This is a genomic window from Caballeronia sp. ATUFL_M2_KS44 (assembly GCF_023630965.1).
GTDB classification, from domain to species: domain Bacteria; phylum Pseudomonadota; class Gammaproteobacteria; order Burkholderiales; family Burkholderiaceae; genus Caballeronia; species Caballeronia concitans.
This window is the reverse complement of the sequence record NZ_JALQEA010000039.1, coordinates 734,504-755,425: the sequence shown is the minus strand read 5'-3', so window position 1 is coordinate 755,425 and position 20,922 is coordinate 734,504. Positions and strand designations below refer to the sequence as shown.

18 protein-coding genes and 1 riboswitch are annotated in these 20,922 nt (G+C 64.9%); of the genes, 11 read left to right on the top strand and 7 right to left on the bottom strand.

What is annotated here, in order from left to right; genetic code table 11:
* The 3 genes from cobN (at nucleotide 1) to NCR39_RS18890 (ending at nucleotide 5,470) form a co-directional block, all read left to right on the top strand.
* The gene (gene cobN, locus NCR39_RS18900; RefSeq protein WP_250453579.1) at nucleotides 1-3,786 is read left to right on the top strand and encodes a cobaltochelatase subunit CobN; all 3,786 of its coding nucleotides are present in this window, start codon (nucleotides 1-3) and stop codon (nucleotides 3,784-3,786) included.
* Entirely contained in the window at nucleotides 3,783-4,784 is a 1,002-nt protein-coding gene (locus tag NCR39_RS18895; RefSeq protein WP_250453578.1) for a magnesium chelatase ATPase subunit I, read from the top strand. The genes cobN and NCR39_RS18895 overlap by 4 nt, the downstream gene beginning before the upstream one ends.
* A gap of 113 nt (nucleotides 4,785-4,897) precedes the next feature.
* On the top strand, nucleotides 4,898-5,470 hold the full coding sequence (locus NCR39_RS18890; RefSeq protein ID WP_250453577.1) for a vWA domain-containing protein: 573 nt from the start codon (nucleotides 4,898-4,900) through the stop codon (nucleotides 5,468-5,470).
* On the opposite strand, the gene cobJ is transcribed toward NCR39_RS18890, so the two are convergent.
* The 4 genes from cobJ to cobG are packed head-to-tail and all read right to left on the bottom strand — an operon-like array spanning nucleotide 5,449 to nucleotide 9,623.
* Nucleotides 5,449-7,077, bottom strand: coding sequence for a precorrin-3B C(17)-methyltransferase (cobJ, locus tag NCR39_RS18885; protein WP_250453576.1), 1,629 nt, complete (start codon nucleotides 7,075-7,077; stop codon nucleotides 5,449-5,451). The two genes, NCR39_RS18890 and cobJ, sit on opposite strands and share 22 nt — an antisense overlap.
* Nucleotides 7,065-7,793, bottom strand: a complete 729-nt coding sequence (locus tag NCR39_RS18880; RefSeq protein WP_250453575.1) for a precorrin-2 C(20)-methyltransferase — start codon at nucleotides 7,791-7,793, stop codon at nucleotides 7,065-7,067. The genes cobJ and NCR39_RS18880 overlap by 13 nt, the downstream gene beginning before the upstream one ends.
* Complete coding sequence (locus NCR39_RS18875) at nucleotides 7,790-8,416, bottom strand: precorrin-8X methylmutase (protein WP_250453574.1); 627 nt, start codon at nucleotides 8,414-8,416, stop codon at nucleotides 7,790-7,792. Before NCR39_RS18875 ends, NCR39_RS18880 begins: the two co-directional genes overlap by 4 nt.
* A complete protein-coding gene (gene cobG, locus NCR39_RS18870) occupies nucleotides 8,409-9,623 on the bottom strand; it encodes a precorrin-3B synthase (protein ID WP_250453573.1) in 1,215 nt (404 codons plus the stop codon). Before cobG ends, NCR39_RS18875 begins: the two co-directional genes overlap by 8 nt.
* 119 nt (nucleotides 9,624-9,742) lie before the next feature.
* Nucleotides 9,743-9,933: riboswitch (cobalamin riboswitch) on the bottom strand.
* Nucleotides 9,934-10,014: 81 nt separating this feature from the next.
* On the opposite strand from cobG, the gene cbiE reads away from it, so the two are divergent.
* From cbiE to NCR39_RS18845, 5 genes are read left to right on the top strand one after another with little or no spacing between them, the layout of a single operon-like run.
* Nucleotides 10,015-11,223 (top strand): precorrin-6y C5,15-methyltransferase (decarboxylating) subunit CbiE, encoded by a 1,209-nt coding sequence (gene cbiE / locus NCR39_RS18865; protein ID WP_250453572.1) that lies wholly within the window; start codon nucleotides 10,015-10,017, stop codon nucleotides 11,221-11,223.
* A 32-nt stretch (nucleotides 11,224-11,255) separates the two neighbouring features.
* Nucleotides 11,256-12,353 carry a cobalt-precorrin-5B (C(1))-methyltransferase gene (locus NCR39_RS18860; RefSeq protein ID WP_250453682.1) on the top strand — a complete coding sequence of 366 codons (1,098 nt, stop codon included), beginning with the start codon at nucleotides 11,256-11,258 and terminating at the stop codon, nucleotides 12,351-12,353.
* On the top strand, nucleotides 12,350-13,084 hold the full coding sequence (locus NCR39_RS18855; RefSeq protein WP_250453571.1) for a cobalt-precorrin-6A reductase: 735 nt from the start codon (nucleotides 12,350-12,352) through the stop codon (nucleotides 13,082-13,084). The genes NCR39_RS18860 and NCR39_RS18855 overlap by 4 nt, the downstream gene beginning before the upstream one ends.
* Nucleotides 13,081-13,806: a precorrin-4 C(11)-methyltransferase gene (cobM, locus tag NCR39_RS18850; protein ID WP_250453570.1), complete on the top strand. Its 726-nt coding sequence runs from the start codon at nucleotides 13,081-13,083 to the stop codon at nucleotides 13,804-13,806. Before NCR39_RS18855 ends, cobM begins: the two co-directional genes overlap by 4 nt.
* A 5-nt stretch (nucleotides 13,807-13,811) precedes the next feature.
* A complete protein-coding gene (locus NCR39_RS18845) occupies nucleotides 13,812-14,222 on the top strand; it encodes a DUF4186 domain-containing protein (protein ID WP_250453569.1) in 411 nt (136 codons plus the stop codon).
* Between the two features lie 6 nt (nucleotides 14,223-14,228).
* On the opposite strand, the gene NCR39_RS18840 is transcribed toward NCR39_RS18845, so the two are convergent.
* Nucleotides 14,229-14,987 (bottom strand): TerC family protein, encoded by a 759-nt coding sequence (locus NCR39_RS18840; RefSeq protein ID WP_250453568.1) that lies wholly within the window; start codon nucleotides 14,985-14,987, stop codon nucleotides 14,229-14,231.
* A gap of 268 nt (nucleotides 14,988-15,255) precedes the next feature.
* Between NCR39_RS18840 and NCR39_RS18835 the strand changes: the two genes are divergently transcribed.
* The 3 genes from NCR39_RS18835 to NCR39_RS18825 all read left to right on the top strand — a co-directional run bounded on the left by NCR39_RS18835 (nucleotide 15,256) and on the right by NCR39_RS18825 (nucleotide 18,732).
* Nucleotides 15,256-16,398 (top strand): OpgC domain-containing protein, encoded by a 1,143-nt coding sequence (locus NCR39_RS18835; RefSeq protein WP_250453567.1) that lies wholly within the window; start codon nucleotides 15,256-15,258, stop codon nucleotides 16,396-16,398.
* A gap of 141 nt (nucleotides 16,399-16,539) precedes the next feature.
* Nucleotides 16,540-16,713, top strand: a complete 174-nt coding sequence (locus NCR39_RS18830; RefSeq protein ID WP_035964337.1) for a DUF1328 domain-containing protein — start codon at nucleotides 16,540-16,542, stop codon at nucleotides 16,711-16,713.
* A 153-nt stretch (nucleotides 16,714-16,866) separates the two neighbouring features.
* Nucleotides 16,867-18,732, top strand: a complete 1,866-nt coding sequence (locus tag NCR39_RS18825) for a sigma-54-dependent Fis family transcriptional regulator (RefSeq protein ID WP_250453566.1) — start codon at nucleotides 16,867-16,869, stop codon at nucleotides 18,730-18,732.
* Here NCR39_RS18825 and eutC read toward each other — a convergent pair.
* Both eutC and NCR39_RS18815 read right to left on the bottom strand, forming a co-directional pair.
* Nucleotides 18,729-19,499, bottom strand: a complete 771-nt coding sequence (gene eutC / locus NCR39_RS18820; RefSeq protein ID WP_250453565.1) for an ethanolamine ammonia-lyase subunit EutC — start codon at nucleotides 19,497-19,499, stop codon at nucleotides 18,729-18,731. The genes NCR39_RS18825 and eutC overlap by 4 nt on opposite strands.
* Nucleotides 19,496-20,884, bottom strand: coding sequence for an ethanolamine ammonia-lyase subunit EutB (locus NCR39_RS18815; protein WP_250453564.1), 1,389 nt, complete (start codon nucleotides 20,882-20,884; stop codon nucleotides 19,496-19,498). Before NCR39_RS18815 ends, eutC begins: the two co-directional genes overlap by 4 nt.
* Between the last annotated feature and the right edge of the window lie 38 nt (nucleotides 20,885-20,922).

Sequence of the window (20,922 nt, the reverse complement as noted above, 5' to 3'; positions counted from 1 at the left end):
ATGCATTTGCTACGCACGACTCCGGGAGGATTCGTCGACGATGCCGCAGGCGTCATGCGTATCGAGCAGACGCGCGCGCCCATTGTCGTGCTCAGTTCCGCCGACACCACGCTTGCGTTGCTTGCAAGCGTCTTTCCGCGCCTCGAAGCCGGCTTTCCCGAAGTGCGGCTGGCGAATCAATCGTTCCTGCGCCAGCCGGCGTCAGTGGACTTCTACGTCGATGATGTGTTGCGTCACGCGAAGGTCGTCATCGTCGATCATCTCGGCGGTGAATCGTATTGGCCTTATGGCATCGAGCGGCTCGTGTCGTTGGCGAAGAGCGAGAAGCAAGTGCTCGCGATGTTCTCCGGCGATCTCACCGAAGACCCCAACCTGATTGCGAAGAGCACCGCCGATGCCGCGTTTTGCCGCGAGCTGTCGCACTATCTGCGCGAGGGCGGCGCGCGCAATGCCGAGGAATTCTTGCGGGCGATCGCTCATCGCTCGTTTGGCTTCGGGCGCGAACCGCAGCCGCCGAGTACGTTGCCCGCGGTCGCCATCTATCATCCCGAGCGCGATATCGCCTTGATCGACGACTGGCGCGCGCGATGGACCGAAGGCGCGCCGGTCGTCGCCATTCTTTTTTATCGCGCGCATTTGCAGTCGGGAAACACGGCGGTATTCGATTCACTCGTCGAAGCGCTTGAGAAAGAAGGTCTCAATCCACTGCCCATTGCCATTGCGTCGCTGAAGGAAAGCGTCAGCCGTGAAGTCGTGGAGCGCTTATGCGCGGAGCATCACGCCTCTCTCGTATTGAATACGACTGCGTTTGCAGCGGGCGTTATAGGCGAAAGCGAAGCATTCGAAGTCGCAGGCGATGCGCCCGTGCTGCAAGTCATTCTGAGCGGCGGCAATCGTGAAGATTGGGAGAAGGACAATCACGGCCTGAATTCGCGCGATGTTGCGATGCATATTGCATTGCCCGAAGTCGATGGCCGCATCATCACGCGGGCAGTGAGTTTCAAAGGACTCGCGTATCACTGTCCGCATACGCAAGTGGATGTCGTGCGCTATCAGGCCGATGCCGAGCGCGTTCGCTTCGTCGCGGAACTGAGCCGGCGCTGGTGCGCGCTGCGGCATACGCCGAATGCGAAGAAGCGCATTGCGCTCGTGCTCGCGAACTATCCGGCGAGCGAAGGGCGTATCGGCAATGGCGTGGGGCTGGATACGCCGGCATCGGCTGTCGGCATTCTGTCGATGCTGGCGCGTGAGGGCTATCGCGTGGGCGACATCCCCGAACATGGCGATGCGCTCATCGCCGCGTTGACGCAAGGCGTGACGAACGATCCCGTCGTGCGCGATCTGCGTCCCGCGCTGCAGAGCCTTTCGCTCGAAGAATATCTCGATGCGTACAACGCGTTGCCCGCCGATGCGCGCGCCGCGCTCGAAAGCACGTGGGGCGCGCCCGAGCATGACCCGACGATCCGGCGCGGCCGCTTCATGATCGCGGGCTTTCGCTGCGATGAAATCTTCGTCGGCATTCAGCCTTCGCGCTCGCGCGAGCGCAATGACTATGCGAGCTATCACGATGCCGAACTCGTGCCGCCGCATTCCTATCTCGCGTTTTATTTCTGGCTGCGCTTGCGTTTCAACGCGGATGCGCTCGTGCATGTCGGCAAGCACGGCAATCTCGAATGGCTTCCCGGCAAGAGCGTCGCATTGTCGGCATCATGCTGGCCCGATCTGATTCTCGGGCCGATGCCGCATCTCTATCCGTTCATCGTCAACGATCCGGGCGAGGGCAGTCAGGCGAAGCGTCGCGCACAGGCGGTCATCATCGATCATCTGATGCCGCCGCTCACGCGCGCCGAAAACTACGGACCGCTGCAGGATCTCGAACGCCAAGTCGACGAGTACTACGAAGCAATAATGGTCGATACGCGCCGCGCCAAACTCTTGCGCAAGTCGATACTCGAGAACATCGTCGAACACAGGTTGCACGACGAACTCGGGCTGGATGCACCGCGTGATATCGCGGGCGAAGACGCGTTGCTCACGCGCGCCGATGCCTATCTTTGCGAACTGAAGGAAGCGCAGATACGTGACGGCTTGCATGTGTTCGGCGTATCGCCTGAAGGAACGCAGCGCCGCGATACGCTACTCGCACTCGGGCGCTTTCCGATTGGCGATGGTCAAGGCGCGAACGCGAGCCTCATCACCGCGCTCGCACGCGACCTGCAATTGGGCGATGCCTTCAATCCGCTCGATGCCGATTGGTCCGCAATATGGACTGGCCCGCGCCCTGAAGCATTGCAAGCCGTGAGCGATGCGTCGTGGCGTCATCATGGCGACACGCGCGAGCGGCTCGAATGTCTTGCCCTGCAACTCTTGCAGGACGATGCACACGCACTCACATCCACACCCGGATCGCACACCGCGCTCGTGCTGGAACGCTTGAAATGCGATGTGCTCGCGCGTCTCGATGCATGCGGACCGCAAGAACTCATGCAACTCAAGCGTGGTCTGGAGGGACGCTTCGTGCCGCCGGGACCGAGCGGATCGCCATCGCGCGGCAGGCCCGATGTCTTGCCCACGGGCCGCAACTTCTATTCGGTCGATACGCGCGCCTTGCCGACACAAGCGGCATGGTCGCTCGGCCTCAAGTCCGCGAACATGCTCGTCGAACGGCATGTGCAGGATCACGGCGATTATCCGCGCGCAATCGGTCTTTCAGTGTGGGGCACGGCGACGATGCGAACCGGCGGCGACGATATCGCGCAGGCGTTCGCGCTCATCGGCGTGCGGCCCAAGTGGGCGGCGGGCAGTCATCGCGTGACGGACTTCGAGATTCTGCCGATCACTATTTTCAACCGTCCGCGCATCGACGTGACCTTGCGCGTATCGGGCTTCTTTCGCGATGCATTCGCGAACCTCATGCATCTGTTCGATGCAGCAGTGCAAGCCGTCGCCGAACTCGATGACGAACCCGAGGACGTGAACCCTATCCGCGCGCGCATTCTTCGTGAACGCGATGAACTCATCGGCCGTGGCGTCGATGCGAAAGAAGCGCGACGGCGTGCGGGATGGCGCGTGTTCAGCACAAAGCCCGGCGCATATGGCGCGGGCTTGCAGGAACTGATCGACGCGCGTCAGTGGGAAACGGACGCGGACCTCGCCGCTGCGTATCAAAGCACGGGCGGTTACGCTTATTCGCAAAGCGGCGATGGTGTCGAAGCACGCGCGAGCTTCGGCACGCGGCTTTCGTCGCTCGACGTGGTCCTGCAAAACCAGGACAACCGCGAGCACGACATACTCGATTCGAACGACTATCACCAGTTTCAGGGTGGCATGATTGCAGCAGCGCGTTACTTGTCCGGCCTGCAGCCGCAAGCGTATAACGCGGACCACAGCAATCCCGCCGCGCCGCGCGTGCGCACGCTCAACGAAGAAATCGCGCGCGTGGTGCGTGCGCGCGTCGTGAATCCGAAATGGATCGATGGTGTAAAGCGCCACGGTTATAAGGGCGCATCGGAACTGGCCGCGACGGTCGACTATCTCTTCGGCTACGACGCCACTGCGCGCGTCGTGTCGGATCATCAATATGCGCTCGTCACCGATGCTTATGTGAACGATGCCGGCACGCGCGACTTCATTGCGCAGCACAATCCGCATGCGTTGCACTCGATCTGCGAGCGATTGCTCGAAGCGATGGAACGCGGCTTGTGGCAAGAGCCGGGCGTGTATCGCGATGCGGTGACGCGGCATCTGCTCGATGTCGAGCAGCAACTCGAAGGCCGACAGATTTGAACGAAACCTCTTTATTTCCAGCGTTTCCTTTCACCGCGCTCGTCGGACAGGCGCCGTTGCAGCAGGCGTTGTTGCTCGCGGCTGTCGATCCGTCGCTTGGCGGCGTGCTCGTCAGCGGGCCGCGCGGCACGGCCAAATCGACGGCGGCGCGCGCGCTTGCCGAGCTTCTGCCCGAAGGACGGCTCGTGACCTTGCCGCTGGGCGCGAGCGAAGAACAGTTGATCGGCACGCTCGACATCCAAAGCGCGCTGCGCGACGGCGGCGTGAAATTTTCGCCGGGCTTGCTGGCCAAGGCACATCGTGGCGTGCTGTATGTCGACGAAGTGAATCTGCTGCCGAATCCGCTCGTCGATCAGTTGCTCGACGTTGCGGCAAGCGGCGTGAACATTATCGAGCGCGACGGCATTTCGCATCGGCATGATGCGCGCTTCGTGCTGATCGGCACGATGAATCCGGAGGAAGGCGAGTTGCGTCCGCAATTGCTGGATCGCTTTGGACTCGCGGTCGAACTGGACAACTGCTTCGATGCGAGCGTGCGGCAGCGGATCGTCAAGTCGCGTCTTGCATTCGATACGGACCCCGAAGCATTTCGCGCGCTGCATGAAGACAATCAGGCGGCGCTCGGCGAACGCATCGATGCGGCCCGTGCCGCGTTGAACGACTTCGATTTCGACGATGCCGTTCATGCGCGCGTCAGCGAGCTTTGCATCGCGGCGCAAGTGGATGGTCTGCGCGCGGACCTCGTGATGTTGCGCGCGGCGCGTGCGCTCGCGGCGCTCGAAGGCGCGGACTACGTGGAAACCAAGCACGTGGAATGCGTGGCCGAAGCCGTTTTGCGTCATCGGCGTCGGGAGAGTGAAGCGCCGCCGCGCGAGACGCCGCCTCGTCAGTCGAATGGCGCAAGCGCCCAGGACGGCGAGTGGGGCTATGTGCCGCCCGAGCCGGCGGGCACGGCGAAGGTCAAGCAAGTCAGGCCGCTCGCCGCAAAAAAAGCCTGAGCCATCGAAGGCTCGACGCCGATGCGCAAGCGCATCGTCTTCGATGGCAGGACGCGCGTTCGCGAGGCCGTTTCGCTGCACGCGAGGGCGCGGAGAGCGCACGCATCGACTGGATGGCGACGTTGCGAACCAGGCGCGCCGCGCCGTTGAATGCGCAGCATGTGCGCTTTCGCCGTACCGATGCCGATGCGAGCGCGCTGCATTGCTTCCTGCTCGATTGCTCCGGTTCGATGCTGGGCGGCGAGCGCCTTGCTCGCGCCAAAGGCATGTTGATCGCGCTATTCGACCGCGCTTATCGCGAGCGCGCTGAAGTGGCGCTCGTGTGCTTTGGCGGCGGCCGCGCCGAAGTGCGACGTCAACCGGGCGCGGCACACTGGTTCAATGAACGATGGATCGCGCCGATCGGTGGAGGAGGCGGCACGCCGCTCACGCTCGGCATATCGAACGCGGCAACGGTGCTTGCACGCGCGGCGCGTCGCCGGCCTCATCAACGCCGCTGGCTATGGGTGCTGACCGATGGCCGCGTGAACGATCGCCCCGTCGCGCCCGCGTCTGCGGATCGCATCATCGTGGTGGACTTCGAGGATGCGCCCTTGCGCGTGGGTGGTGCAAAAGTGTTGGCCGCGTCGTGGCAAGCGCACTATGTGCCTGCGGATGCGCTGCTTCAGTACCAGCGCGGCGTATAGACCCATTCGCCGATCGTGCGCGTTCGCGATGAACCGACGATCACCATCGTTCGCATATCGACGAGTCCGCCATGCAGTTCGCCGAGCGTGACCGTGCGCATGCTTTCCGCGGGACGTCCCACGTCGCGGCCGAGCACCACGGGCGTCGCTGCATCGCGATGTTCGCGCACGATGTCCAACGCACGATCGAACTGCCACGGCCGCGCCTTCGATAGCGGGTTATAGAACGCCATCACGAGATCCGCTTCGCAAGCGTGACGGATGCGCTTTTCGATCACGTCCCACGGCTTCAAGTTATCCGATAGCGAGAGCACGCAAAAGTCATGGCCCAACGGTGCGCCCGCGCGTGCAGCCGTTGCAAGCGATGCGGAGACGCCCGGCAAGATCGCGAGTTTGACCGCGTTCCATTCGGGATGCATTACGTGGCCTTCGTCCAGTGCTTCGAGCACGGCAGCGGCCATTGCGAAGACGCCGGGATCGCCCGACGAGACCACCACGACGTTGCGTCCCTCGCTCGCGAGTTCGAATGCGTGGCGCGCGCGCTGCAGTTCCTCGCGGTTGTCCGTCATGTGCACACGCTGGTCCGCGCGATACGGCCCCGCCATGCGCAAATACGTTTCGTAGCCGAGTACGTCGTGTGCAGCGGCGAGCGCGGCCTTCGATGCGGGCGTCATCAAGTCAACGTTGCCGGGTCCGAGGCCAATGACCGTCAACGTGCCGCGCGCGCGGCCGATGGTTTGCGCATCGACGGGTTCGTTTGCGATGGTGATGACGATGTCTTGCGAAGGCACGTCGTCGCTGAAACGCAGCGGTACGTGCAGCGCTTGCGCGGCATCGGCGAGGGCATCGCAAGTCATGGCGTGCGTCGGCGCGACGAGTGCAGCAAGCGCAAGCGGAGACAGTCGATGCGCGTGCAACGCATCGCGCACGCGTTCGGTGATGGACCCGCTCACATCGCGAACCCACGCAACCGCGCAACGCGGATGAATGACGAGACTAGCGTCATCGTCATCGATATGCGGTGTGATGCGTACCGCGAGACGCGCGGCATCGTCACGAGGAAGATCGGCGTGATCGAGCCAGGGCGCATGGCCCTCGATGCGCGTCGCTTCGCCCGCGAGCAGATCGGACACGAAGCGCTTGCCGCGTTCGATATCCGCGAGCGCATAACCTTCGGGCGGCGCAAGCAGACACGTGCCGAAGCGCAATTCGCCGCTCGTGGTGATAGCGGGCGCAACGCCGAGCGACGCGGCAATCTCGCGCGCCAGCACGTTCACGCCGCTCGTGCCGCCGACGAGCGGCACCACCGCGCTGCCATCCTGCGCGACGGCTAGCACGGGCGGTTCGGCTGCTTTATCGGCAAGGCATGGCGCAATCGCGCGTATCACGATGCCCGCCGAACACAACGCGACGATCGGCGTACCGGCCGCATAAAGCGCGCGCACGTGTGCGCCGAAATCGTCATACGCGATGTCGGCATCGACGCGGCTTGCAAGACCATGCACGCGCGATTCGGCGAAACACGCCTGAATGCGCCGCGCGGTTTGCATCGCGCTGTCGCCGAGCACGACGATTGCAAGTTTGGAAAACGTCTTCACGCCTGCCATTTTTCACCCGGCACGACGAGCAACGAGAAATAAGGCGACGCCATCGGATCGACTTCATCGAGCGGCACGATGCGTTGATTCGCCATCGTCGCGCGTTCGACATAAAGCGCGCGCTTGTCCAGCCCGAGTTCGCGCAGCACGCGGCGCACCTTCTCGAAGTTGCGGCCGAGCTTCATCACGACGGCGGCATCCGATGATTCGAGTTTGTGTTTGAGTTCATCTTCGGACAGCACGCCCGACAGCACGCTAAGGCTCTGATTGCGATACACGAGCGGCGCGCCCAGCACAGACACGCCGCCCAGCATCGAGCACACGCCGGGCACGACATGCGCATCGAAGCGTCCGGCGAGACGATCGTGCAGATACATGTATGAGCCGTAAAAGAAGGGATCGCCTTCGCAGATCACCGCGACATCGCGTCCGGCTTCGAGATGATCGGCAATGGCGAGCGCGGCTTCGTCGTAGAACGCGCTGATGATCGTCTCGTAGCACAGCGGCGGTTCGAGCGCTTCGGTCGTGACCGGATACACGAGCGGCAGGCGCGTTTGCGTATCGTCGAGATGCGCTTCGATGATGCCGAACGCATTGCCCTTCTTTCCCTTCGCGACGAAATACGCCACCACGGTTGCGGACTTCAAGAGTCGAAGCGCCTTCACGGTGATGAGTTCGGGGTCTCCCGGGCCGACGCCCAGGCCATAGAGCCTTCCGCTCATCATTCGGTCTCCGAAGCAAGTGCGTTCACGGCGGCGGCGGCCATCGCGCTGCCGCCGCGTCGTCCGAGCAGCGCGACGAACGACACGCCGCGACTATCGGCGGCAAGCAGCGCTTTCGATTCCGCCGCGCCGATGAAGCCCACCGGAAAGCCGAGAATGAGCGCGGGCTTCGGTGCGCCGGCATCGAGCATGTCGAGCAGATGAAAGAGTGCAGTCGGGGCATTGCCGATAGCGACGATCGCGCCTTCGAGTTGCGGCCGCCACAATTCGAGCGCGGCGGCCGAACGCGTGTTGTTCATCGCGCGGGCGCGCTCGGGCACGGACGGGTCGCCCAGCGTGCAGATCACGCGGTTATCGGCGGGCAGGCGCGCGCGTGTGATGCCTTCGGCGACCATGCGCGCATCGCAGAGAATCGGTGCGCCGGCGGCGAGCGCGGCGCGTCCCGCATCGCCTGCGCCTTCAGAAAAGCGCAGATCGCCGACGATATCGACCATGCCGCACGCATGAATCAGACGCACGGCGAGCTTCTCGATGTCGCGGGGAATGGCGCTCAAGTCGGCTTCGGCGCGAATCGTCGCAAACGACTGACGATAGATCTCCGCGCCGTCGCGGATGTAATCAAGCATCGGCATGGCTCCGGGCGAGCCACGCGGCCGCCTCTTCGATGGAAAGATTCTGTGCGACGCGGCGTGCATGCATGTGCACGTCATAGCGTCCGGGTTCGACGGCGAACAGCGTCACGGCGACGGGATGTGCCGCCGCGCACGAACGATCGCAGCCGCTCACATGCGCTTCGATATGCGCGGGCAGCAGCGGCGCGATGCGGTATGCATCGGCTTTGGTATCGGCGTGACTCTTCGCGCAACCCGCCGAGCCCGTGCATGCAATCACGCGCGCAAGTGGATCACGCGAATCCGTGATGAGACCGAGCGCGTGCAATTTATCGATCACGTATTGCGTTGAGTGCAACGCAACGCCCGGCAGCAACACGCTTTGCCACGGCGTCATGACGAGCCGGCCTTGCGCGTGCGATGTCGCGAGATCAGCGAGCGCATCGAGCGTCGATGCATCGAGACGGCCGAGCGGCGGTTGCGCGCCGACATACCACGCGTCGTGCTCGGGGTTCGCGTGTGCGCCGAGACGCAGCGATGCATCGGATGGCGCGCGGCGCCATGCATCGCATGCGGTGTCGAATGTCAGCGCATCGAGAAAGCGCGCAACGCCGATGCGCTTGAGCACATCACGCATGCGATGCTCTTCGCGCGACGCATGCGCAAGAAACGCATGCAGCACCGCCATGACGAACGCCACGACATCATCGCGTGGGATGCTGCCGAGCGCGGGCGCATCGTTTGCGCGATGCGGCATCGAGCCCGCAAAACCGAACGCAAAACGCGCGCCGTCTTCGAGCGCGGAAAGCCACACGTCATGCGGATGATCGAGCATGGCAAGCGGTTCGCCGCCATCGAGCTGCAACGCGAACTTCGGCGATAACGCTTGCAGCGCGGCATCGGCTTGCATCGTGGCGATGATGTCAGCAGCGAGCGCGCGCGTGGCGTCATTCGCGAGCGGACTTACCATGACGTTGCGGATGTCGTCGCCGCCTTCGGCTTGCGGACCGAGGCCGGCTTCCAGCGCGATGCCGATGAGTTCCGCGTGGGCATCGTCGCGTATGCCGCGCAATTGCAGGTTCGCGCGATTCGTGATGTCGATGACGCCCGAGCCGCAGCGCACGGCGGCGCGCGCGACGGCATGCGCAGCATGCGCGTTCAGTTCGCCGCCCGCGAGACGCAGACGCGCCAGACCGCCATCGCGTGCCTGCACGATGCGCATGAGGCCCGGACAAGCCGAGGGCCGCGGTGTGGAGAAGAATGCGTTCAAAAGCGTGGCCGGTGCGGTATCGCGTATGAAGAGACCGGTACACCCCGCCCGGTCGGCGTCGCGCGAAATAAGCGTTGATGATTGCGTCGGCAGGTCTCTTGGCTGGCAGGTCGCCATCCGCGCCGGCCTTCCCGGTATAAACCAGTGGCAGTGGAGCGCGGACTCGCTGCGTACAATTGCGGGGGCAGCCACAGTTTCTCTGTGTTCCCTGTTAGGCCTTCAGGGTTTCACCCCATCAGGCACCGACGGACGTTATTATGCCCGCTTTTATCGACCATCAAACGGCTTCGCGCATGCTGTTTTCTCGCGATGCGCGCAGCGAACCGCAACGAGGAGACGGCGCATGTCGACCTGGCTGACCGTGGTAGGCATCGGCGAGGACGGCTGGCATGGCTTGAGCCGCGCGGCGCGTCGCGCGCTCGTCGAAGCCGGTTCGATCCACGGCGGCGAGCGTCATCTCGCGCTCTTGCCCGCACGCATCGCGGCGCGGCGCGTGCCGTGGCCCAAACCCTTTTCCATCGATGCCGTCCTCGCCGAACGCAAGAACGGCGCGCGCGTATGCGTGCTCGCGAGCGGCGATCCGATGCACTACGGCGTCGGCGCGACGCTCGCACGCGAGCTTTCTCACGACGAAATGCGCGTGATTCCCGCGCCTTCTTCGCTGTCGCTCGCGGCGTCGCGGCTGCATTGGGCGTTGCAGGATGCGCAGTGCGTATCGCTCGTCGGGCGGCCTGTCGCCGAGTTGCTCGCGCATACGTTTCGCGGCGCGCGCCTCTTCGTATTGAGCGCCGATGGCGCGACGCCTGCCGCGATGGCATCGATGCTCACCGCGCATGGTTTCGGCGCAAGCCGCATGACCGTGTTCGAGCATCTGGGCGGCATGAACGAGCGACGCATCGACGAACGCGCCGACGACTGGCGCGAGCCCGAAGTGGCCGCGCTCAATCTCGTTGCTATCGAATGCAGGACGCACGCGGGGCACGCGGGACCGCCGCTGACGCCCGGTTTGCCCGATGACGCGTATCGTCACGATGGCCAGCTCACGAAGCGCGACGTGCGCGCGATCACGCTTGCGCATCTCGCGCCGCAGCCGGGCGAGTTGCTATGGGATGTGGGCGCGGGCTGCGGCTCCATCGGCATCGAATGGATGCGCGCGCATCCCGCTTGCCGCGCGATTGCAATCGAAGCGAACGAAGGGCGGCAGCGTCTCATCGAACATAACCGCGATGCGCTCGGCGTGCCCGCGCTCAAGCTCGTGAAAGGCGAAGCGCCCGCCGCGCTCGCGGGCCTCGCCGCGCCCGATGCGGTGTTCGTCGGCGGAGGCGCGACGGTGCCCGGCGTGCTCGATACGTGCTGGGCGCGGCTGCGTCAGGGCGGGCGGCTCATCGTCAACGCGGTGACCTTGCAGAGCGAAGCGGCGCTCCTCGACTGGCGCGCGCGCTATGGCGGCGAGCTGACGCGCATCGGCATCGCGCAGTCGGAGCCGCTCGGCAGTTTCGATACGTGGCGGCAAGCGTTGCCGATCACATTGCTGCATGTTAGTAAGTCGTGAGCGATCCTAACTAAATGGATCGAGTGAACCGCATGCGCGACGAAACGCCCGAAACTCCCGCGCCGCTCATAAGCGGCTATACCACCGGAAGCTGCGCGACCGTGACGAGTCTCGCGGCCGCGCGCCTTTTGTTGACGGGCGATGCGAGCGAGCGTGCCGAGATCGTGTTGCCCAAGGGCCAGCACATCACGATGAAACTCGAATTCTGCCGCGCGACGAACGACACGCGCGACGCTGCCGAAGCGGGCGTCATCAAGGACGCGGGCGACGATCCCGATGTCACGCATGGCGCGCTGGTCTTCGCGCGCGTGCAGTTGTCGGCGGATACGGGTGTGCGCTTTCATGCGGGACCGGGCGTCGGCACCGTGACGCGCGCGGGGCTTGCGCTCGCAATCGGCGAACCGGCCATCAATCCCGTACCGCGCAAGATGATGACCGAGCACCTCGAACGGCTCGCGGCGCTTTCGAACTATGCAGGCGGTTTCGATGTGACGATCGGCGTCGAGAACGGCGAAGCGCTCGCGTTGAAAACGATGAACCCGCGGCTCGGTATCGTCGGCGGCTTGTCGATATTGGGAACGACCGGCATCGTCAGGCCGTTCTCGTGTTCGGCGTATATCGCGTCGATTCATCAGGGCATCGATGTCGCGCGGGCCAACGGCGTGCGGCATATCGCGGCGTGCACCGGCAATCAGAGCGAAGACGCGATGCGCGCGCTTTACGGCATGCCGGATATCGCGCTGATCGAAATGGGCGATTTCGCGGGCGCGGTGCTCAAGCATTTGCGACGCGCGCCCGTCGACAAGCTGAGTCTGTGCGGCGGCTTCGGCAAGCTGAGCAAGCTCGCGGCGGGGCATATGGACTTGCATAGCCGTAGTTCGAGCATCGACTTGCCGCTGCTTGCCGTGTGGGCCGCGGATGCCGGTGCGAGCGACGCGCTGCAATCTGACATCCGCGCGGCGAACACGAGCCAGGAAGCGTTGAAGCTCGCGCGCGGCGAGGGCATTCAACTGGGCGATGTGGTCTGCGCGCGGGCGCGTGATGTCGCGCGCGATGTCGTGCCGCAAGGCGTCGTCGTGGAGACATTCGCCATCGACAGGCAAGGGGTGATCGTGGGAAGCGCAACATGAAGCGCGCGTTGTTACTCGGCGGCACCGGCGATGCGCTGATCATCGCGCGGGGCTTGACGAAGCCGCACGTCTACAGCATCGCGGGCCTCGCGCGGGTGCCGGCCGATCTCGCATGCGATGTACGCGTCGGCGGATTCGGCGGCGTGGCGGGCCTCATCGACTATATGGGCGCGAACGAAATCGCGCTGGTCGTCGATGCGACACATCCGTATGCCGCGCAAATGAGCCGGCATGCGCGCGAAGCATGCACGTTCGCGGGCGTGCCGCTGTGGGCGGTGAGGCGCCCCGCATGGCAGCCGCAGCCCGGCGACGACTGGCGCGAGGCGGCGGACTGGAACGGGATCGTGGAACGGATCGCGCCGTTTCATCGGCCGCTTTTTACGCTCGGGCGCGAACCGCTTGCTCATCTCAGCGACATTCCCGCGTCGCAGCACTGGACCATTCGTTGTCTCGATCCGCATGAAGGCAATGCGCGCGCCGATATCGTCGATGCACGCGGACCTTTCGATATCGCCGGCGAACGCGCGCTTTTCGATGCCGCGCGCATCGATGTGGTCATCAGCAAGAACAGCGGCGGCAAGGCGACGGAAGCCAAGCTGACGGTCGCGCGGGAACGCAGGCTGCCTGTCGTGATGCTCACGCGGCCCGCGCTGCCCGCAGCCGAACGCGAATTCGACGACCCCGCGAGCGCGCGCGATGCGCTGCTCGCCTACGACTTCAACCTGCAATGACCGTCTATTTCATCGGCGCCGGACCGGGCGATCCCGAACTCATCACCGTCAAAGGGCAAAGGCTCATTCGTTCGTGCCCGGTGATTCTCTATGCTGGCTCGCTCGTGCCGGAAGGCGTGCTGGCGGGCCATCGCGCGACGCGTGTCGTCAACACGGCCGAGCTCGATCTCGATGCCATCGTCGCGCTGCTGCAAGAAGCGCACGCGAACGGCGAGGACGTCGCGCGCGTGCATTCGGGCGATCCTTCGCTTTACGGGGCGATCGGCGAGCAGATTCGTCGTATCGAAAAGATAGGGATTCCTTATGTAATCGTGCCGGGCGTGACGGCGGCGGCGGCATCGGCGGCGGCGCTCAGATGCGAGCTGACGTTGCCCGGCATTTCGCAGACGGTCATTCTCACGCGCTATGCCGCCAAGACGTCGATGCCGCCGGGCGAATCGCTTGCCGATCTTGCGCGGCATCGCGCGACGCTCGCCATTCATCTCGGCGTGCGTCATATCGAACGCATCGTCGCCGATCTCGTGCCGCATTACGGTGAAGATTGCCCGGTCGCGATCGTGTTTCGCGCGAGCTGGCCGGACGAAGCGCGCGTGGAAGGCACGCTCGCGGATATCGCGCAGAAAGTGCGTGCGGCGGGCGTGGAGCGCACGGCGATGATCATCGTCGGACGCGTGCTGCACGCGCACGGTTTCGCCGATTCCACGCTCTACGCGAAGGACTGATCCGCATGCGCGACCTCGATGCCGTGTTCGAAGCCCTCGCGAAATCGGCGTTTCGCCGGCGCTTTGCGCTGGGCGTGCGCGAAGGGCGCTATATGCGTGAACGTGGTATCGAAACGGTGCTGTTGCAGGCGCATGACTTGATCGCGAAGCGTCTTGCGCCGCAAGCCCCGCTGAACGACGGCAAGCAGACGCCGTTTCGCGGTCATCCTGTTTTCATCGCGCAACACGCGACCGCGACGTGCTGCAGGACGTGTCTTGCGAAGTGGCATGGCATCGCGGCGGGCAAGGCGCTCGACGAAGCGGATCGGCAGCATGTCGTCGATGCCATCGCGCGATGGCTGCGCGCGCAGCCGTTGCCGTCATCGTCGTCGGAACCGGCCGCGAACGACAACCCGCAGCGCGAATTGCCGTTCTAGGTCACGTCATCCGCGTTCGATGCTGCTTTTCGCCCGGCGCTTGTTGTTCGCCCTGCGCGCCAGCATGTTGAGGCCCTCGACCAGCGCGGAGAACGCCATCGCAGCATAGATGTAGCCCTTCGGCACGTGCGATCCGAAGCCTTCGGCGATCAGCGTCATGCCGATCACGAGCAGGAAGCCGAGCGCGAGCATCACGATGGTCGGATTGCGCTCGATGAAGCGCGACAGCGGCCCCGCCGCGAACAGCATCACCGTGACTGCCGCGATGACCGCGACGAACATGATCGGAATGTGCTCCGTCATGCCGACCGCCGTCACGATGCTGTCGATGGAAAACACGAGATCGAGCACCAGAATCTGGCCGATGGCCGACAACGGCGTGAGGCCGCCGCTCGTCGCGGGTCCGGCGTGGTCGTCGTCGTGGGAAACGTGATGGTGAATCTCGGTCGTCGCCTTCCAGACGAGAAACACGCCGCCCGCGATCAGAATCAGGTCGCGCCACGAAAAACCGTGGCCGAACGCCTCGAAGATCGGCGTGGTGAGCCGCACGATCAGCGCGACGGTGCCGAGCAAACCGAGCCGCATCACGAGCGCGAGCCCGATGCCGATGCGCTGCGTGCGCGCCCGGTGCGCGGCCGGCAGCTTGTTCGTGAGAATCGAGATGAAGATCAGGTTGTCGATGCCGAGCACGACTTCCATTACGACGAGGGTCGCCAAGGCGGCCCAGGCGGCGGGATCGGTGACGAGGGCGGCGATGTAGTCCATGCGGGCGTGCCAGTCGTTTGGAAGAGGGCGTGATCTTAGCCTGATCGATCCCGAAAATGAAAGCAAGTTGAAAACTTTTCGAGATGTCGGGCAGTCATATCTGCGTCGGGGAAGCTGTAAAGCCACAAATATCGGATTTGAAACGGAAAACTGCGTCTGTTCCGATGATGCACCGCCGCATTTAAGGGTAAACTCCTACGCTTCGTTGCCGCCTACGCGCGGCCGCCGCCCAACCTCCTGCGCGCCGCAGAAAACCACCATACGCCGCATGTCCGGAAAATCGCAACGCCTCGTCGAGCTGGACTTCTTTCGGGGACTCGTCCTGCTGATCATCGTCGTCGATCATATCGGCGGGAGCATGTTGTCGCGCTTCACGCTGCACGCGTTCGCGCTCAACGACGCCGCCGAAGTCTTCGTGTTCCTCGGCGGTTTCGCGACCGCGACGGCGTACGCGTCGCTCGCCGAACGCCGCTCCGAAAGCGCCGCGCGCATGCGCTTCGTCAAGCGCGCATTCGAGATCTATCGCGCGTTTCTGGTCACGGCCGTGCTGATGCTCGTCGCGACCTTCCTGCTGCGCCCGTTCTACGGTCACGCGCCGAATCTCGTGCTTCACGATCTCGACAGCGTGACCTCGGCGCCGCTGGCTTCGCTCGCACAAATCCTGACGTTCGAGCGCCAGCCGTATCTTGCAGCCGTCCTGCCGATGTACGCGCTTTTCGCGCTATCCGTGCCGCTCGCGTTGCCGCTCGCGCGCAGCAAGCCGTGGCTGCTGCTGGGCTTGAGCCTCGCGCTGTGGGCGTGCGCGCCGCAGATCGGCGAATACATGCCGTCCGCCGACGGCACGCTCTGGGACTTCAATCCCGCCGCCTGGCAACTGATGTTCATGCTCGGCGTGCTCGCGCGCTGCCAGCCGGTGTATCAGCGGATCACGTCGCATCGGCTGGGCTGGACGATCAGCGCGACGGCGCTCGCGCTCATCGTCGGCATGGCGTATTACAAGCTGCTCGTGCTGCCGCCCGTACTCGACAGCGCGTTCAAGCGCGATCTCGCGGGCGCGCGCGTCGTCAATTTCCTGGCGATCGCGTGGATCGCGACGAACCTCGCGCGCTATGGCGTGGTGAAGGAAGTCGCGCGGCGTTTGCCGTGGATCGGCGCAGTGGGGCGTGACGGCATGGTGTGCTTCGTCGCGGGGACGGTGATTTCGCTCGTCGTCGATTCGATTCTCTTCACGCTGACCGACGGCCTCATCAACGTGCCGGCCGGTCTCGCCGCCGATGCCATCGCGATTTCCGCGCTGCTGTCGGTGCCGCAAGTGCATCAGCCGATCGCGAACTGGCTGCGCGCGCGGCAAGGCGCGCCCGCTCCGGCGACGGTTGCCGCCACGGACAATCGCGCGCGCGGCGTGCGTTGATTGCGAAAGGGCAGCGTCTTCGGGCGCTGCTTTTTTTAGTCATAAGGAGGCAACTAACGGTCGATCCGATCCACGTCCGCAAACAAAGTGGCACGTCGCTTGCAAGGAGCACGGCATCCGATAACAACAAAGGACGCTGTCATGCTCAAACTCGCCATTCTTTTCGCGGTCATCTCCGTTATCGCCGGCTTCTTCGGCTTCGGGCGCGTGTCGTCCGGCGCGGCGGGCATCGCGAAAATCTGCTTCTTCATCTTCCTCGTGCTGTTCGTGATCTTCCTGATCGTCGCGATTTCGGCGGGATCGCTCGTGCTCTGATAACGCCCGTCAAGGGCGATACCAGCGGACGCTCATAGGCGCTTCCTCGCATCGACCCACGCGCCGGGACAATGTTAAATTCCGTGAAGGAGACATTCGACCGGCGGCGCGGCCCATTGGCCATGCGCGCGATGGATCGACGAGGAGGAGCCCATGCATGCCATCGGCGCGGCTTTGCGGCCGGCGCATCGCGACGTCGTGCAGCAGGACGTCATCCGCCACGCTCACGAGCGATCGGCCACGTTCGGCTTGATCGCCACGATGCGTCCCGAATATGCCGTGCTGAGCGCGACTCAACTGGCCGCGAGCCTCGACGAGAGCCGCACGCTGTGCGCTCACGCGCTGCCGGTCATGGAGACGCTCTACGCGCAGATCGCGAACACGCACAGCATGATCGCGCTGACGGATGCGAGCGGTCTCATCCTCCATTCGCTCGGCGACGACGATTTCCTCGCCCGCGCGCAAAAGGTCGCGCTGCAGGCGGGCGCGGTCTGGAGCGAGGCGCAGCAGGGCACGAACGCGATCGGCACGACCATCGCGGAGCGCGAGGCCGTCACCGTTCACGGCGATCAGCACTATCTGCGCGCGAATCATTTCCTCACCTGTTCGAGCGTGCCGATCCTCGATCCGCTCGGCAATCTGGGCGGCGTGCTCGACGTGACCGGCGACCGGCGCGGCTACCATCAGCACACGATGGCGCTCGCCAAGATGTCCGGACAGATGATCGAGAACCGGCTGATCGCGAGCGCGTTCGGCGAAGGCTTGCGCATCCATTTTCATAGCCGCCCGGAGTTCATCGGCACGTTGATGGAAGGCATCGCCGTATTCGATCCCGACGGCCGCCTGCTCAGCGCGAACCGCAGCGCGCAGTTTCAGTTGGGCATCGAGCTTGGGCGGCTGCGGGCGCAGACGCTGGCGTCGCTGTTCGGCGCGAACGCGGACGTTCTGATCGCGCGCGCGGGCGAGACGTGCCGGCTCGAATTGCACAACGGCGTCGGCGTGTTCGCGAGCGTTCGATTCGAAGCGCGCCGCGTCTTCACGACGCCAGCCCGGAACGCGCAGCCAGCGCCGCCGTCGTCGTCGAAGCTGCTCGAACTCTGCACCGGCGATCCGCCCATGCGCGATATCGTCGAGCGCGTGCGCAAGGTCATCGGCAAGCCGATTCCGATTCTCATCGGCGGCGAAACCGGCGCGGGCAAGGAGATGCTTGCGCGCGCGATTCATGCCGATTCGCCACGTCGTGCGGGGCCGTTCGTGGCGGTGAATTGCGCGTCGCTGCCGGAAACGCTGATCGAATCGGAGCTTTTCGGCTATGCGCAAGGCGCGTTCACCGGCGCGGCGAAGCGCGGCGCGACCGGCAAGATCGTGCAGGCGAACGGCGGCACGCTCTTTCTCGACGAAATCGGCGACATGCCGCTCGCGCTGCAAAGCCGCCTCTTGCGCGTGCTTCAGGAGCGCGTGGTCGAGCCGCTCGGCGCGGCGCGCGCGATGCCCGTCGATTTCATGCTGATTTGCGCGAGCAATCGCAGGCTGCGCGAGCAGGTCGCGGCGGGCGCGTTCCGCGAAGACTTGTATTACCGCGTCAACGGGCTGTCCGTGACGCTGCCGCCGCTTCGCGCGCGTGGCGATCTGCGCGCGGTCGTGCATCGGCTGCTTGCCGTCGATGGCTGCACGGGGCGCGCGATCGGCATCGGCGAGGACGTGCTCGCGCTGTTCGCGCGGCATCGCTGGCCGGGCAACTTGCGGCAGTTGAGCAACGTGCTGCGCACGGCTTCGGCCATGCTCGACGATCACGACGCGTGCATTCGCATCGAGCATCTTCCGCGCGACTTTCTCGAAGAACTCGACGATGCGTCGCCGGAGCAAGCGCCATCGCCATCCGCGAGCGATGCGCGCCTCGCCGATATCGCCGTCAGCGCGGTGGCGGCGGCGCTCGAAAAACATGGCGGCAACGTATCGGCGACGGCGCGGGCGCTGGGCGTATCGCGCACGACGGTGTATCGCAAGTTGCGGAGTTAGGCGCTTTTTCCGATTTCGCCCGCATTCGAAGGCGACGCCAGCGCGCCGCTGTGATCCTTCAGCGCGACGCCCGTCAGCTTCAGCCGCCGCGCTTCGTTCAGCAGCCAGTGCAGCTTGAACGCGGCGGCGTCGTAGCCGAGTCCCTCGGGCCGCACGTTCGATATGCAATTGCGCTCCGCATCGCTGCGACCGGCGCGCGGCGCGTACGTCACGTAGAGGCCCAAGCTGTCGGGCGAACTCAGGCCCGGCCGCTCGCCGATCATCACCACGACGATCCGCGCCCGTAAAAGCTCACCGATGCCGTCGCCGAGCGCCACGCGCGCCTGCGTCGCGATCACGGCGGGACCGATCGCCCAGCCGTCGAGCATCGGACGCAGCTTCGCGAGCAGCGGCGCGGCGTGGCGCTGCGTCGCGACGGCCGAAAGGCCGTCGGCGGCGACGAACACGATTTCGCTTGATGCGGCGTGCGCGGCGAGGCGCGCGGCGCTGGCATCGTCGAGCGTGCGGCCCAAGTCCGGGCGACGCAGATAACAATCGCGATCCGGCGCGGCGCTCGCGGCTTCGAGCGTATCGAAGCCGGCGGCGCGGATGGCATCGGCAAGCGCGGCCGTATTCAGCGGATGATGCACCGCGTCGCGCGCCTGCGCGTGCGCGAGCTGGAACGCAAGCAACGGCGCGGTCGGCAGGCTGCTGCCCGCGCGCCCGAGCGCGATGCGCGCGTTCGTGAAGCGCCGCAGCGCTTCCCACGGATTCGGTTCGATCGTCATTCGTCGATCCAGTCGAGCAGCGGTTGAGCTTGCGGTTGCGTGTGCGCGGAAAGCAGCGCGCCGTGCGTATCCGTGACGCGCATTTTCGCGAGCCACGCCTCGAATTCCGGCGCGCGTTTCAGGTCGAGCACGCGGCGGATAAACAGCGCGTCGTGGAACGAGGTGCTTTGATAATTGAGCATGACGTCGTCGGCGCCGGGCACGCCCATGATGAAGTTCACGCCCGCGACGCCGAGCAGCGTCAGCAGCGTGTCCATGTCGTCCTGATCCGCCTGCGCGTGATTCGTGTAGCAAATGTCGCAGCCCATCGGCACGCCGAGCAGCTTGCCGCAGAAGTGGTCTTCCAGCCCCGCGCGGATGATCTGCCGTCCATCGTAGAGATATTCCGGGCCGATGAAGCCGACCACCGTGTTCGTCAAAAGCGGATCGAACCGGCGCGCGACCGCGTAGGCGCGCGCTTCGCACGTTTGCTGATCGACGCCGTGATGCGCGTTCGCCGACAACGCGCTGCCCTGGCCCGTCTCGAAGTACATCACGTTATTGCCGACGGTCCCGCGCGCCAGCGATTGCGCCGCGTCGCGCGCCTCCTGCAACAGCGCGAGCGATACGCCGAAGCCCGCGTTCGCGCGCTCCGTGCCGGCGACCGACTGGAACACGAGATCGACGGGCGCGCCGCGCTCGATCGCGGCGATCGTGTTGGTGACGTGCGTGAGGACGCACGATTGCATCGGCACGTCGTAGCGCTGACGGAAGTCGTCCATCATCGTGAGCAGCGCGGCGATGGCGGCGGGCGAATCCGATGCCGGATTGATGCCGATCACGGCATCGCCGCAGCCGTAGAAGAGGCCGTCGAGCATGGACGCGGCGATGCCCTTCGGATCGTCGGTCGGATGATTCGGCTGCAGGCGCACCGAAAGCCGGCCCGGCAAACCGATGGTCGTGCGAAAGCGCGTGACGACGGGGCGCTTCTTCGCGGCGACGATCAGATCCTGATTGCGCATCAGTTTCGACACGGCCGCGGCCATTTCCGGCGTCACGCCCATCTCGATGCGCTCCAGCGCGGCGGTATCGGCGGCGTCCGACAGCAGCCACTCGCGAAACTCGCCGACGGTCAGATGCGCGATCGGCGCGAAGGCGTCGGCGTCGTGGGTATCGACGATCAGGCGCGTGACTTCGTCGATTTCATAGGGGATGAGCGGCTCGTCGAGGAACGTGCGCAGCGGCACTTGCGCGAGCGCCATTTTCGCGGCGACGCGCTCTTCCTCCGACGCCGCCGCGACGCCCGCGAGTTCGTCGCCGGAGCGCTGCGGACTTGCGCGGGCGAGCAGCGTCGTAAGGTCGTCGAAGCGGTAGCGGCGCGCGCCGATCGTCTCGTGGTAGCTCATCGCTTTTTCCCGGACCGATGTTCCTGTCACTTTAACCG